The following is a 14214-nucleotide window of genomic DNA, read 5'->3' as shown; positions in this document are numbered from 1 at the left end:
CAAGCCATATCAAGATATCCAGGATTTTAGAATTTACAGGATTTTATTTATGATTTTATATTATTTAAGTGATCAGTGATAATTTCTAAAATTACTTGCTCAATATCTGGAATTTTAGATGGGACGATTTGATCTTGAATATGCTTATGATCTGCGTAACCCAAGTCAGGTTTGTGTTTTGCATTATCGTATCGAAATATTAAGTTGTTTTCATGATTTTGATAATGGAATGAATAAGACAGTTTTTCCACTGATTCTTGGAGATCAACATATTCTTTGAAAAATAGCCGTGATCCTTGTAAAAATTCTAAATTTCCCTGGATAAAACCAACATAATTTGATCTAGTATCTACTGAAAAATTAAAGGATAGAATCCATCCGTCATTCACATATTTTTGAATAATGGAAATGATATTAGATTGGTAATTGTTGAGTAACATATTCTATCGCTTCTAACTTTTGTAGAGAATTAGTTAATTTTTTCTTTATTTTTATCTCTCCAGACCAACTGACATATTCTTCGTCCCCCCCTTCCAGGTCTTCTGCTGTCCAATGACTTAAGAAAAATTCGGATGAAATTTGATATTTTGTTTCAAATTCTATTAACAATTTGTTGGTTTTTGCTATTGAGCGTTGTAGGCTTTTAATCTCTGATTCAATGGCTGCTTTAACTAGGTTTTGTACAATTTCAAGGTCAGGAGAATCGGATTTAATTTGTAGTTGCAGCATAAGGTTTACCTCAAATAAATTGTACTGGTTTACTTAATAATAACTTCTCTGAGATGTTTCGTTGTAATTTCAGTGCTTGAGTAATTATCATAATATGATAGCAAGTAATTATTTGTTTATTGTAGCATTAATTGTCAGAATCAGGATATCCAGGATTTTAGGATTTACAGGATGTAATTGATTATTTTTTCAAATTATATTGGGTTTTGCTGTTGCTTAACCCAAGCTTGTATCTTAGAGGTATGTTAGAGGAAGTGGTAGACCATGCCTCCAGGTTTATAAATTTGCTAGTATCAAATCTTGACACTGAGTGAAATTATACTGTAAAATTATACTGAATCAAATCAAATGGCAGTTTATATATTCATGATAAACCAACAAAATACAAGTAATAAAGTTATTCAAGAACTACAAAACCAAGTTAGCGAAAAAATCATCGCTTCTTTTGATATGGTTGCCCAAGATAGAAGTAATTATTTTGCTAAAAATCCTTATCAACATCAAAGAGCTTCCATAGAGTCAGCTAATTCAATTGTTAATGGCTATGCAACACGCAATGGAGGGATATCAGCAGCAGCTAATTTAGTACCAGGTCTAGGAATGTTAGCAATTGCTCCAGAAATTATTACAGTTATGCGAAACCAAATTGCCATGATTTATGATGTGGGTGTAGCTTATGATAAGCAGCAATATTTAAACAAAGAACTATTAGAATGAAAGTTGATGGTAGTATTGAGCCTCAAGAGAAAGAATATCTCAAGACGATTATTACTAATGCTAATTTAACATCGGCAGAAATTCAGGAAATCAAAAATTTATTATCTGCTCAGAGAATAGAGGTAGATTATTCAATAATAGCTAAATATCCTGATGATGCTTTAGGTTTATTAATTGATTTGATCGCACTTGCAAAGCGTGATGGTGATTTTCATATAACGGAAAAAATGTATATTAAACAAGTGGGAAAGTTAATGGGATTTTCTGAGGTAGATGTTGCAGAACTGATGTTATCTTAATTCAAGCTTCAGTAGTAGGGTGCGTCAGACCGATAAACTATAAATAAAAAGATAAATTAAAAATCTGACGCACCCTACGGCATATAATAATTTATCACCAATTCATTTTAATTATGTCGAACTATCGCCGAATAATGATACCAGGTGCAACATATTTTTTCACCCAAGTAACCTATAAAAGAATATCTTGGTTATGTACTGATATTGGGCGGGAGACTTTACGCAAGGGTTTACAAAGAACACAAAAATTATATCCGTTTTCTATTGATGCAATTGTACTGTTACCCGATCATTTTCATTGTATCTGGAGTCTTCCCAAAGGTGATAGTAACTATCCCATTCGTTGGCGTTATTTAAAAAGTTTTGTTACTCGAAGTTGTGGACATAAACTACAAATTTCAACAGAAATTAGCTTATCTCGTGAAAAACGTCAAGAAAAGAATTTATGGCAAAGACGCTATTGGGAGCATTTAATTAGAAATGAAAAAGATTTTAGTAATCACTGTGATTACATTCATTATAATCCTGTAAAACATGGTTTATGCCAATCACCTCAAAATTGGCAATTTTCTAGTTTTCACCGATTTGTTGCAAAAGGAATTTATCCTCAAGACTGGGGTGCAAATGAATCTTTAAATATTCCTGAAAATATTGGACATGAATAATATAAATCTATTTGTAGGGTGCGTCAGATTTTTAATTTATCTTTTTTTTACTAAGTTATTTGTCTGACGCACCCTACCCAGCATGAAGTATATCAATTTCTGTTGGATGCGTCAGTGCGTCAAATTTTTAATTTATCTTTTTTTACTAAGTTATCTGTCTGATGCACCCTAATATTTAGTCTATAAAATCAACCCACAAAAAGTTATCACATTTAACTAAATCACCAAAATTCAAAAATTCACAACCATCTCAAACCCAGACAAAATAAGACCTTTACTACTTGCAGTTATCCACAAACAATGTTATTATCAAACATAATAAATTACATTTAGTCTAAAAATTAAACTCTCCTAATTCCTCAACAAAAAAACCTCAAATTAACGCACCTTTCCACTAACATAATCAAGTTCGGAGTAATCCCAAGAGTGCATTTGACGGAAAGGAAGACCCATTTTTTGGAATACATACTTCTCTTTCACACCAGAAGCAACTAAGTCTGGCTTCAATGCTTTGATGAATTCTTCAAATTCGTAAGCGGTAACGTCGTCATAAACGATAGTTCCGTTTTCGATGTAGTTGGTAGTACGTTTGTAGTCGTCATTATGAGCGAACTCATAACCAGTACCAATCATCTTCATTCCTAAATCTTGGAAAGCAGGAACAACGTGACGAGGACGTAAACCACCAACCATCATTGCTACAGTCTTACCTTCCAAACGGGGGCGATATTTAGAAACGATCGCATCCATGGTAGGTTGATACTTAGCAATTACTTTCTCAGCATTTGCTTGGATCTTTGCGTCAAACTTGGAAGCAATTTCACGTAAGGAAGCTGCAATCTTGGTAGGACCGAAGAAATTATACTCCAACCAGGGTATACCATAAGCTTCTTCCATGTGACGGCTGATGTAGTTCATCGAGCGGTAACAGTGGATGAGGTTCATCTTCACGTTGGGGGTCATCAACATTTCGTTGATTGTACCATCACCAGACCACTGAGCAACAACGCGCAAACCGATTTCTTCTAATAAGATACGGCTGGCCCAAGCATCACCACCGATGTTGTAGTCACCAATGATGGCTACATCATAAGGAGTTCCTTCAAACTTCAATGTACCGTCTTTCTTAGCCTTGTCTGCTCTGGGGAATACCCAGTCACGAATCATGTCGTTAGCGATGTGGTGTCCTAAAGACTGAGACACACCACGGAAACCTTCGCAACGAACGGGAATAACTGGCTTACCGATGGTTTTGGATGTCTTCTTAGCTACTGCTTCGATGTCATCACCAATTAGACCGATAGGACATTCAGATTGAATAGAAACCCCACGATTTAAGGGGAATAATACATCTAATTCTTCAATTAACTTGGTCAGTTTCTTGTCTCCACCAAACACGATGTCGCGTTCTTGGAAGTCAGAGGTGAAGTGCATAGTACCAAAGGTATCAACACCTGTTGTACCTAAGTAGTAGTTACGACGACCAGACCAAGACCAGTAACCGCAACCAACAGGACCGTGGCTGATGTGGATCATGTCCTTGATAGGACCCCAAACCACACCTTTAGAACCTGCGTAAGCACAACCACGAGCGGTCATTACACCAGGAAGGGATTTGATGTTAGATTTAACACCACAATCTGCCTTACCTTCTTCGTATACGTTTAAGTGCTTCTCGCGCTTTTTAGCAGCTTTTTCGGGGTAAGCTTTAAGAACTTCTTTAACGAGTTCTTTTCTTTGTTCAACAATCTTCTTGTCATCGGGAGGAGTCATATTCTGTCTCTCTTGCTCCTAAAGGAACGGAAAATAGGGATGAGGTTTTTTGGAAATGGGGACTTAATGTCCCCGGTTGGGGGGAAGGAAGGTAAAAAGGAAATTATGTAGAGTTTTCCTTTTTCCTTGACCTAACTTATAAATTTCTACTTAGTAGCAGGTTGACCAATGATTTCAGCGTGCTTGGTGTCATCATCAAGAATACCGAATTCAATCAACAATGCTTCTAACTCATCCATTTCAATTGGGGTGGGGATGGTGAGGTTTTTGTTGTTGATGATCTTCTTAGCTAATGCGCGGTATTCATTACCCTGATCGCTATCAGGTGCATATTCGTTAACAGTCATCCGACGCAATTCTGCGTGTTGAACGATGTTGTCGCGGGGTACGAAGTGAATCATTTGAGTGTTCAAACGTTCAGCCAAGGTTTCGATCAACTCGATTTCACGGTCAACCTTACGGCTGTTACAGATCAAACCACCTAAACGTACACCACCGGAGTGAGCATATTTAAGTACACCACGAGCGATGTTGTTTGCAGCGTACATCGCCATCATTTCACCAGAGGTAACGATGTAGATTTCTTGTGCTTTACCTTCACGGATAGGCATAGCAAAACCACCACATACAACGTCACCTAATACGTCGTAAGATACGAAATCTAAATCTGTGTAAGCACCGTTTTCTTCTAGGAAGTTAATAGCGGTGATAATACCACGACCTGCACAACCTACACCGGGTTCTGGACCACCAGATTCTACGCACTTAACACCACGAAAACCGGTCAACATTACTTCGTGGAGTTCTAAATCTTCAACAGCACCTCTTTCAGCAGCCAAAGAAAGAACGGTGGTTTGAGCCTTGGAGTGCAGCATCAAACGGGTAGAGTCCGCTTTAGGGTCGCAACCTACGATCATGATGCGTTGACCCATTTCAGCCATTGCTGCGAGGGTGTTTTGAGAGGTGGTAGATTTACCGATACCGCCCTTGCCGTAGAATGCTATTTGTCTAATATTTGCGTCGGTACTCATTGTTCGTGTTTTCCTAGAATTGGTTGATTGGGGGGGTTTTTTGTCTTTTGGTTCTCACGGCCAAGTTCTACGGCGGTGAGCGTGTGTAGAACGTCGCTATGGTGGCGATCGCTCTACAGACAATTTGGTTGTGTTCATAGTGTTTATTGGGTTGTAAGAATTACTGGTTTGTCATTTATCATTTACTAATGACCAATGACTAATGACTAATTTCTAAACTGCTTCAACGATGATTTCTTTGCTGATGCGATCGCGTAATCTCGCTTCAATCGCAACTTTCAAAGTGGCTGTGCTGCTAGAACATGAACCGCAAGCACCTTTAAGAATAACTTTAATTTTATCGCCTTCTACATCATAAAGTTCTACATCTCCCCCGTCGGCGATTAAAACGGGTCGGACTTCTTCATCTAATACTTTTTGAATCAGGGCAATTTTTTGAACATTAGTTAATGGTCTTTGTTGCCCTTCATTAAACATTGAACTAGGAATTTCTGTAGTAGTTTTCGCGCCTTTGGTGTTGAGAGTTTGTTTGGCGGTTTCCTGCTTTACTTCTCTTATTATATCATCAATTTTCGCTAAACAAGAACCGCATCCGCCACCAGCTTTTACATAATTTGTTACTTGTTCGGCACTGAGAAGATTATTTTGAGCAACAGCTTTTCTAATCTTAGTATCAGTAATACTAAAACAAGTACAAATTAGAGTTCCTTCATCATCGTCATCATGGGCGGCTAAAGGAATGCCTCTATAATTAAATATAGCAGCTTCTAAAGCTTCTTGACCCATAACTGAACAGTGCATTTTTGCTTCAGGTAAACCACCTAAATATGCAGCAATTTCCTTATTTGTAACTTTCAAAGCTTCATCTAAAGTCAACCCTTTAACCATTTCAGTCAAAGCACTGGAAGAAGCGATCGCACTGGTACAACCAAAAGTTTGAAACCGAGCATCAAGAATCTTATCAGATGCAACTTCAACTTTCAAATGTAATCTTAAAGCATCACCACAAGCAATACTTCCGACTTCACCAGTTGCAACCTTCACACCAGCTTCGCCAGTTTCTTCAATTGCGCCTTGGTTTTTAGGATCGTAAAACAATTCTAATACTTTATCAGTGTAGTCCCACATAGTTGTTTTTAAGAAAAAGGAGTTCAGGAGTTCAGGAGTTCAGGAGTTACAGGAGTATGGCTAAAGCCACGCTTCGCTATCAGGAGTCAGGAGTCAGGAGTCAGGAGTCAGGAGTCAGGAGTCAGGAGAGAGAATAAAGATAAATATTCTTTATTTCTATTCCCTATTCACTGTTCCCTGTTCCCTGTTCCCTGTTCCCTATTTACCGATTTACTAAAGTGTGTTCCTGCTGTTGTAACCAACCGGCATCATCATTTTTGAAGGGAGATAAAGCTCGGAGTTTTTCAACAATTTCTGGCATAACTGCAATTACTTGCTCAATTTCAGCTTCGGTGGTGTAGCGACAAAGACTGAAACGAATTGAACCATGTAAAGTAGTGTAGGGTAAACCCATTGCTCGTAAAACGTGAGATGGTTCAAGAGAACCTGAAGTACAAGCAGAACCAGAGGAAGCACAAATACCATGCTTATTTAGAAGTAACAGAATTGCTTCACCTTCAATATACTTGAAACCGATATTGCTAGTATTTGGTAATCTATTTTTGACATCACCATTAACTGCACAATCGGGAATTTTAGCAAGTAAGGATTGTTCCAAATAATCGCGCAACTTTCTTTCTCTCTTAGTTGCATCTTCCAAGTGGAACATTTCCAATTCCGCAGCTTTTCCTAAAGCAATAATACCGGGAACATTTTCTGTACCTGCTCTGCGTCCTCTTTCTTGATGTCCACCAATTAATAAAGGACGGAATCGAACACCACGTCTAATATACAAAGCACCAATACCCTTGGGAGCATGAATTTTGTGACCAGATATAGTTAACATATCTATGGTGCTGGTCTTCATATTCAAGGGTATTTTACCTACCGCTTGTACTGCATCGACGTGAAAGATTGCTCCATATTCTTTAACTCTAGCACCAATTTCTTCGATGGGAAAAATTGTGCCGGTTTCGTTATTGGCATACATCACTGTTACCAAGGCGGTGTTACCAGTGAGAGCAGCTTCTAACTCATTCAAGTCTATTTGTCCCTGCTTATTAACGGACAAATAGGTAACTTGATAACCTTGCGTTTCTAATTGTTTGCAGACATTTAAAACTGCGGGATGTTCTACTTGGGAAGTGATGATATGACGTTTTTCTGGTTGAGCTAATAATGCAGCACGAATAGCAGCATTGTCACCTTCAGTTCCGCAACTTGTAAAGACAATTTCTGACTCATCTGCACCCAGTAAAGCTGCAACTTGTTCTCTAGCTACTTTTACATCTTTTCCAAGTTGTCCACCAAAGGTGTGCATACTAGAAGGATTCGCGTAGTAGTCTGTTAGATAAGGTAACATGACCTCAACCACGTCAGAATCTACTTTGGTGGTAGCGTTATTATCAAGATAGATGCAATTCTTTAACATTTCACTCATTAGTTATTAGTTATTTATTGGGTAATGGGTAATTGCTAAAAACTCTGCCTGTAAGAATTCAGGTGAGGCGATAAGATCCCCGACTTCTTTTGTTTATTGTGACCATAAATGATAAATTGATCTGGTGAAGTCGGGGATTTGGGTATGAACGATTGCTATAACTGAATACTTACCTCTTCCTCATCCCCAATCCCCAATACCCATTCACCTAAACCACTACTTGATGTTTTTTCAATTGTTCAGAGAATTTCTGGGAATAAGTGTTATACCAACGTTCCCAATAATCCTGTTTATCGGTTAACTTCAATAACACACTATTGTATTTAGCAAACCAACTTTCCCAATAGTCACTTGCTTGTTTCACGCAACCATTAGCAGTGGGACAAACTGCTTTACATTGAGGTACGGTGTGAATACTACCATTGCAGTTTGTGCAAAGTTCAGAATCGATCAAGTGTAGACCATCTACTATCTTGACTGCACCAGTGGGACATACAGACAAACAGAGCTTGCAGGAAATACACTGGCTAGTAATTTTGTAAGCCATAATTATTTGCCTTCTTGTGAATTGGTGATTAGTGGTTGGGTACTGGGTATTGGGAAAAGTTTTTTTCTTAGTCCCCAGTCCCCAGTCCCTATTCCCCAGTCTTTACATACTGCTCGTAAAACTCTAAAGCAACTTTTTCAATTACGTCGTAAGCTTCAACAGTTTGTATGCCAGCTTCGTGCAGTTTCTCTTTAGGACAATTACCTATTTTGGAAACTAAAACTGCTTTACAATCTGCGATCGCTTTCATTATATTTTCTGCGGTCGCTTCTTCACCGTATCCACCTTGACAATATTGATCAATCTTCCGATGACTGACAAATTTTACTTCATTACCATCCACTTCATAGACTTGAAATTCCTTTACATGACCGAAGTGTTGGTTGACTAATCCACCACCTTTAGTTGCTACTGCAACCAGGATTTTAGGACTATTAGCAACTTTCTTGCCAGTTTGTACCTTGGCCTTTGCTAGTTTAATTTCTTCTCTAAATTTCTCAATTCCTTCATGGACTTCTTGGCGTGTTTCCAGGTTATATTCTGGAGACATTTCCAGGAATTTATCTTTGGTGAATTCTTGGCTGCGGTCTTCTCCTAATAATCCTACCGCATCTGCTCGACACTGACGACAGTGGCGCATCATTTTCATGTTACCAGAGCAGTTATCTTGAACTTCTTTGAGTTCTTTACCTGTGGGTCCACGTTGACCGGTTAAACCGAAATGTGTTCCATGTTCTGGTGCAGAAATTAGCGGCATGATGTTGTGCAGGAATGCACCTCTTTCACGAATTGCTTTGTTAACTTCTACCAAATGTTGGTCATTAATTCCGGGAATCATCACCGAATTAACTTTGCATAAGATATCCGCTTCCTTTAAAGCTTGCAATCCTTCTAACTGCTTTTCTAGGAGAATCTTCGCCCCTTCAATCCCTCTGTAACGCTTGCGTTTATAGTGAACCCAAGAATAGATTTGTGCGCCTATTTCTGGGTCGATGGTGTTAAGGGTGATAGTAACGTGATCTATATTTAATTGTTTGATGCGATCGACATATTCTGTGAGCATCAAACCGTTAGTAGATAAGCACAGTTTAATATCTGGCGCTTTATCTGCAATCAACTCAAAGGTACGGAATGTTTTTTCTGGATTGGCTAAAGGATCTCCAGGTCCAGCAACTCCCAAAACTGTCATTTGGGGAATTTTTCCAGCAATCACCAATACTTTATGTGCAGCTTCTTCTGGTGTGAGTAATTCGCTTACTACTCCAGGACGGCTTTCATTTGCACAGTCATACTTGCGGTTACAATAGTTACATTGAATGTTGCAAGCTGGTGCAACTGCAACGTGCATCCGGGCGTAATGGTGATGTGCTTCTTCGCTGTAACAGGGATGTTTGGCGATGCGTTCTATGAGTTTTTCGTCCATTTCTGGTGTTGTGCTGCTATCGCAACCGCAACCACCTGATTTGGATTGGATGATATTGGGTTCCTGTTCGGAGGAGGTGAGGAGTCCTGTAGCCGGTAGTGTCATTGAATTTCGCAAGGGTTCGGTGGACTAGATGGCCACTGTGGGAGATGCCGTTGCTACTTCCAATGCCTATGAACTGAAGTCACGTCTGATACTCACTTTGCCCGCATGAGTATGATACAAATTTTGGATTATTTTAGTGTTATTTGAGATGATGGCAACAGTCTATTAATTAAGACTTTGAATCCAAAATCTAAAATCTAAAATCCAAAATTTCTCCAAGGTTCGGCTGGTGTGTGTCAACTGTGGGTCTTGGCTAGACTAAGTTTGTACAGCCGCGACTCCTATTCACTTCAGGCATGGTGCTATCTCATCCCTCCACTCACTTTTGGCTTTTGATTTGTTAAGGAGCGTTAAGTGATTGGCGATAAATGATTTATAGCAGCACTTTCTAAATAGGTGTTTGGTTATATCAGGATAGGATTTATTGGATTTATTATGTTTGTACTCAAATCTATAAATCCCTATCTTTACCAGGATTACAAAAATTAAATAATATTTTTTTGGGTAGGGGTACTAGTATTTTTAGGTTGGGGTACGAGTATTTATGAAGCGGGGTTCAGGATTTATTTGCACTCACTCAAAATCCCTTATTTATCAGGATCTTGTCCATATTTGCTGGGATTTTGAGCTATATTAAGTATGTACTCAAATTATCTCAAATCCTCCTGAAAGTCTTAATTTACAGGGTATTTGAGGTGAAAAACTGGAGTAGGATCAACCTGACTACTCCAGTTATGTGCGAAATTCAATTCTGTATACAGAATATCATTTTTTTTTAGATAAAAATGCAGTTTATATTCTTTTAAGTTTTCAATAGGTAATGATGATAATTTCATTTTTCGCCTACATTGCAGCATGATTTTAGCTTTAATAAAAGCATAACTCTTAATGCAGATAATTTGCAAGTAGTTGATTTTTTGATAGTTTTTTTCTGGGTTTTGAGTTCTTTCAGCCGTGCGGGAATGAGAAATAATATCAAAATTGGGGAATAAGAAATTCGGACAAAAATTAATTAAATCTGCTTGCTTCGCGTTTAATCCAAAACAACACCATTTCTTTTAGTCTTTTTAGAATAAAATACGCTTAATACATTATGTGCTGTAAGAATTCAGGTGAGGTGATAAGATCCCCGACTTCTTTTGTTTATTGTGTCCATAAATGATAAATTGATCTTAGAAGTCGGGGATCTGGGGATGAACGATTGCTATAGCTGAATACTTACGTATTGCTTGATGATGGGATCTTAAAAATAATCCCAAGTTTAACTGTAACTGTAAAATAATGAAAAAAGGCTTGATCAAAGAGCAAGCCTTGGGTAGAAGTAGATTATATTTTTATAATTTAGATACTTGATTCGATAAATTAATCAGTCTTAAGGAAGGATGATTTTTTGCTCATTAATCTTATTGCCTGATTTATGTAAAAAAAAGGTTTAGCTCCGCTAAACCTCCATAGAAAGCAGTTATTCGACACACCATGCTTAATTTAAATCGACTCTTATTTATAGTCATCTTCCTATAGGATGTGTCCAAAATCTTACATATCTGATATACACTAAACCAGTGAAAATCTCGGATAAATCTACTATCAAAAGATAGAGAAAAAATCAAAATTATTAGCTTCTAAAACAATATTATCACTAAGTTGAAAAAAAGACTTATTGATTACTTAATTTTATAGATGTAGGACTTACGCAAGTGTCACACCAAAAATCTGTTGTAGGGTGCATCAGATATCAACAATCCGTTTATTTGCAGAATTTATGCAGTCTGGCGCACTATACCAATGTGCCAGTTGCGTAAGGGACTTCCAAAAAATAAATTATCCGAATCAACTAACCGCAGAGGCGCAGAGAGCGCAGAGGAATGAGGGTTTGATAGATTTTTTGCGTTAGGTGGTTGAATGTTTTTTTATTTGGAAGCTCCTAAACCTTATGCACTTCACGTTAGAAACGCTAGACTTATCCGGCTGCATTATCACTATTGATCCAATGGGGACACAAAAATCAATTACCGAACAAATCATAGCTGGAAATGCTGATTATATTTTAAGCCTAAAAGATATATTGAAACTAAAGCTGGTTTAGGAGTTCTGAGAAATAACTAAAATTTAGTGCTATCTTGCATAATTGTGATAGGCAAATGTCCACCCCACAAAAATAGCTTTAAATTTAATTTCTCTACCAAAAGGAAACCTGATTTCTCACTTCTTCCATATCTAAATAGTCATTAATAAATGCCTTCCGTAACAACTCATTAGGAATAAACCGATCATATTTTTGCAATTCCGGTGCTTCTGCATGACTAACTAAATGTTCGGCTGTAATTCTTTGCTCACATAATGAAGCAATTTCTGAATAAACAGAAGAAAACTTATCCTTCCCTAATTTCAAAGTCAAATAATAGGGATTCATACCCCCAATACTGCTAATTTCTAAAGATTCCCGACAAAAGCAATTAAGCAATCTTTCTAAGCTGCGATAAGCCACCGTACCCATCCAAGGAAAGATGCAGCATTTATTCTTTTCTATTAACAGAATACTATGTTTATCTAATCCAGCTTTTCGCGCTAATTTTCTCACTTCCTGTAAACGTGAGTTAGCATTTTTTTGTAAATAACTATATTCTGTATCTTCTAACAAAATCTGACGCATTCTTTGTAAAATTCTCCCATGAATATTACCACTACCCCCACGCCAATAAATAGTAGCTTTACCGTCAACTTGCTTCACAAAAATTACCTGCTTTTTAAAATCAACTTCTAAAACTTCCCAACTTTTACCAGCTAACCCAAATTGATTACCCACAGCAGGAGGTGTAACAATACTACCAATTTCTGTTTTACCCTGTTTCACAGTATATTCTTGATTGTCAGAAAACACGGCATAAAACTGAAATTTATTAACTATTTTTTCCCCAGCTAAACCAATAATTAATTTACCTCGTTCAGTTTTTTGAATGTGATTAATATCAATTAAATATCGTAATAATAACTTATAATCATCGGTTGAAATATTAGCAAATGGTTGTAAGGTTAAAATTTGTTGAGCTAAAGCCGCCGATGAAATTTCTCCCGTTGCTGCTAAAATGCTCATTGTTTGATGATAAAGTAAACTGAAAGGATATTTAATTGGTGTAATTGGTTCTAGCCAACTTTCTTCTAAATAAAGTTGAATAATAGCGATAGACTGTAAAAGTTGCCAGGGAATTTGTTCTGGTAAGTAAGCTTCTGATAAAGGCTTTTCTTCTGCACAAATAAAGCGCATATCCGCCGATTCACCTCTTCTTCCACTGCGTCCTAATCTTTGTAAAAAACTAGCAACAGATAAAGGTGATTCTAATTGAATAACTCTTTCTAAATAACCAATATCTATCCCTAATTCTAAAGTCAAAGTCGCAGCAGTCACCGCAGGAGTATTTGGTTCACGCATAGCATTTTCGGCAGATTGTCGCAACCTGGCAGAAATACTACCATGATGAACATGATATATATCTGGGAATCCTGTATTTTTGGCTATGTTTCGCAAAGCAGAAATGATAGATTCTGTGTAGGTACGGTTATTAGCAAAAATTAGACATTTACGAGATTTACTAATATTAAAAATATATTGTTCATAATCAGATTCATCCATATCTTTATGAATAAAAAAATGTTCTACAGCGAGTTTAATTTGCCGCTTACCTGCCTCAATATTTGGGGTAATCACTGGCTTATCTGTTCCTGAACTTAGCCATTTTTCCGCCATTGAATAATCACCAAGAGTTGCTGATAAACCAATGCGTCTGGGTTGAATTTTAGTAATTTTAGCTAATCGTTGTAATTGACAAATAATTTGACAACCTCGTTCTGAACCCATAAAAGCGTGAATTTCATCAATAATTATAAAGCGTAAATCAGCAAATAATCTAGTTAATTCTTGATTTTTATTAATTAATAAACTTTCTAAAGATTCTGGTGTGATTTGTAAAATACCTTGGGGATGTTTTAAAACTTTATTTTTGCGACTTTGAGAGACATCACCATGCCAAGAATGTACAGGAATATCTGCTGTTTTTAATAAGTCATTGAGTCGTTGGAATTGGTCATTAATTAAAGCTTTGATAGGACTAATATACAAAACACCTATAGTAGTAGATGGGTTTTCTTGTAATAAAGTTAAAATGGGTAAAAACGCTGCTTCTGTTTTTCCCGCAGCGGTAGCAGCAGCAACTAGCAAATGAGCATCAGTCTGAAATATAACTTCACAAGCGGCAATTTGTACAGGTCTTAATTCTGTCCAATTGTGAAGATAAATGTATTCTTGAATGAAAGGTGCGAGTCTAGAAAATGTATTATTAGTCATTAAAATCCCCAATTTATTTGTTTATCTTGATAAAT

General features: G+C 37.1%; 12 protein-coding genes and 1 pseudogene. 4 read left to right on the top strand and 9 right to left on the bottom strand.

Features of this window, described 5'->3' with window-relative positions:
- Window positions 1-47 precede the first annotated feature (47 nt).
- Window positions 48-440: a toxin-antitoxin system TumE family protein gene (locus VB694_RS17865; protein ID WP_323361682.1), complete on the bottom strand. Its 393-nt coding sequence runs from the start codon at window positions 438-440 to the stop codon at window positions 48-50.
- The gene (locus VB694_RS17860) at window positions 415-729 is read right to left on the bottom strand and encodes a hypothetical protein (protein WP_323361681.1); all 315 of its coding nucleotides are present in this window, start codon (window positions 727-729) and stop codon (window positions 415-417) included. Before VB694_RS17860 ends, VB694_RS17865 begins: the two co-directional genes overlap by 26 nt.
- A 366-nt stretch (window positions 730-1095) precedes the next feature.
- On the opposite strand from VB694_RS17860, the gene VB694_RS17855 reads away from it, so the two are divergent.
- The 3 genes from VB694_RS17855 to VB694_RS17845 all read left to right on the top strand — a co-directional run bounded on the left by VB694_RS17855 (window position 1096) and on the right by VB694_RS17845 (window position 2410).
- Entirely contained in the window at window positions 1096-1446 is a 351-nt protein-coding gene (locus tag VB694_RS17855) for a hypothetical protein (RefSeq protein ID WP_323361680.1), read from the top strand.
- Complete coding sequence (locus VB694_RS17850) at window positions 1443-1745, top strand: TerB family tellurite resistance protein (RefSeq protein WP_323361679.1); 303 nt, start codon at window positions 1443-1445, stop codon at window positions 1743-1745. Before VB694_RS17855 ends, VB694_RS17850 begins: the two co-directional genes overlap by 4 nt.
- Window positions 1746-1858: 113 nt before the next feature.
- Window positions 1859-2410, top strand: coding sequence for an REP-associated tyrosine transposase (locus tag VB694_RS17845; protein WP_323361678.1), 552 nt, complete (start codon window positions 1859-1861; stop codon window positions 2408-2410).
- 378 nt (window positions 2411-2788) lie between these two features.
- Here the strand turns inward: VB694_RS17845 and nifD are convergent, their stop codons facing one another.
- The 6 genes from nifD to nifB all read right to left on the bottom strand — a co-directional run bounded on the left by nifD (window position 2789) and on the right by nifB (window position 9837).
- Entirely contained in the window at window positions 2789-4183 is a 1395-nt protein-coding gene (nifD, locus tag VB694_RS17840; protein ID WP_323361677.1) for a nitrogenase molybdenum-iron protein alpha chain, read from the bottom strand.
- A gap of 146 nt (window positions 4184-4329) precedes the next feature.
- Window positions 4330-5214: a nitrogenase iron protein gene (gene nifH / locus VB694_RS17835; RefSeq protein WP_323361676.1), complete on the bottom strand. Its 885-nt coding sequence runs from the start codon at window positions 5212-5214 to the stop codon at window positions 4330-4332.
- 213 nt (window positions 5215-5427) lie between these two features.
- Window positions 5428-6342, bottom strand: a complete 915-nt coding sequence (nifU, locus tag VB694_RS17830) for a Fe-S cluster assembly protein NifU (protein WP_323361675.1) — start codon at window positions 6340-6342, stop codon at window positions 5428-5430.
- Between the two features lie 202 nt (window positions 6343-6544).
- Window positions 6545-7753: a cysteine desulfurase NifS gene (gene nifS, locus VB694_RS17825; protein ID WP_323361739.1), complete on the bottom strand. Its 1209-nt coding sequence runs from the start codon at window positions 7751-7753 to the stop codon at window positions 6545-6547.
- Between the two features lie 217 nt (window positions 7754-7970).
- Complete coding sequence (locus VB694_RS17820) at window positions 7971-8309, bottom strand: 4Fe-4S binding protein (RefSeq protein WP_323361674.1); 339 nt, start codon at window positions 8307-8309, stop codon at window positions 7971-7973.
- A gap of 88 nt (window positions 8310-8397) precedes the next feature.
- The gene (nifB, locus tag VB694_RS17815) at window positions 8398-9837 is read right to left on the bottom strand and encodes a nitrogenase cofactor biosynthesis protein NifB (protein ID WP_323361673.1); all 1440 of its coding nucleotides are present in this window, start codon (window positions 9835-9837) and stop codon (window positions 8398-8400) included.
- 1945 nt (window positions 9838-11782) lie between these two features.
- Here nifB and VB694_RS17810 point away from each other — a divergent pair.
- Window positions 11783-11896, top strand: a pseudogene (locus tag VB694_RS17810) (ISAs1 family transposase); the annotation flags it as partial.
- Between the two features lie 120 nt (window positions 11897-12016).
- Here VB694_RS17810 and VB694_RS17805 read toward each other — a convergent pair.
- Window positions 12017-14179, bottom strand: a complete 2163-nt coding sequence (locus VB694_RS17805) for a DEAD/DEAH box helicase (RefSeq protein ID WP_323361672.1) — start codon at window positions 14177-14179, stop codon at window positions 12017-12019.
- Window positions 14180-14214: the final 35 nt, after the last annotated feature.

This window comes from Anabaena sp. UHCC 0451, assembly GCF_034931405.1.
Lineage (GTDB): Bacteria > Cyanobacteriota > Cyanobacteriia > Cyanobacteriales > Nostocaceae > RDYJ01.
This window is presented reverse-complemented; position numbering and strand designations above follow the sequence as displayed.

What these genes read in the sequence shown, in the direction of transcription:
- VB694_RS17865 (WP_323361682.1), bottom strand. Translation starts at nt 440, where the DNA reads ATGTTACTCAACAATTACCAATCTAATATCATTTCCATTATTCAAAAA.
- VB694_RS17860 (WP_323361681.1), bottom strand. Translation starts at nt 729, where the DNA reads ATGCTGCAACTACAAATTAAATCCGATTCTCCTGACCTTGAAATTGTA.
- VB694_RS17855 (WP_323361680.1), top strand. Translation starts at nt 1,096, where the DNA reads ATGATAAACCAACAAAATACAAGTAATAAAGTTATTCAAGAACTACAA.
- VB694_RS17850 (WP_323361679.1), top strand. Translation starts at nt 1,443, where the DNA reads ATGAAAGTTGATGGTAGTATTGAGCCTCAAGAGAAAGAATATCTCAAG.
- VB694_RS17845 (WP_323361678.1), top strand. Translation starts at nt 1,859, where the DNA reads ATGTCGAACTATCGCCGAATAATGATACCAGGTGCAACATATTTTTTC.
- nifD (WP_323361677.1), bottom strand. Translation starts at nt 4,183, where the DNA reads ATGACTCCTCCCGATGACAAGAAGATTGTTGAACAAAGAAAAGAACTC.
- nifH (WP_323361676.1), bottom strand. Translation starts at nt 5,214, where the DNA reads ATGAGTACCGACGCAAATATTAGACAAATAGCATTCTACGGCAAGGGC.
- nifU (WP_323361675.1), bottom strand. Translation starts at nt 6,342, where the DNA reads ATGTGGGACTACACTGATAAAGTATTAGAATTGTTTTACGATCCTAAA.
- nifS (WP_323361739.1), bottom strand. Translation starts at nt 7,753, where the DNA reads ATGTTAAAGAATTGCATCTATCTTGATAATAACGCTACCACCAAAGTA.
- VB694_RS17820 (WP_323361674.1), bottom strand. Translation starts at nt 8,309, where the DNA reads ATGGCTTACAAAATTACTAGCCAGTGTATTTCCTGCAAGCTCTGTTTG.
- nifB (WP_323361673.1), bottom strand. Translation starts at nt 9,837, where the DNA reads ATGACACTACCGGCTACAGGACTCCTCACCTCCTCCGAACAGGAACCC.
- VB694_RS17805 (WP_323361672.1), bottom strand. Translation starts at nt 14,179, where the DNA reads ATGACTAATAATACATTTTCTAGACTCGCACCTTTCATTCAAGAATAC.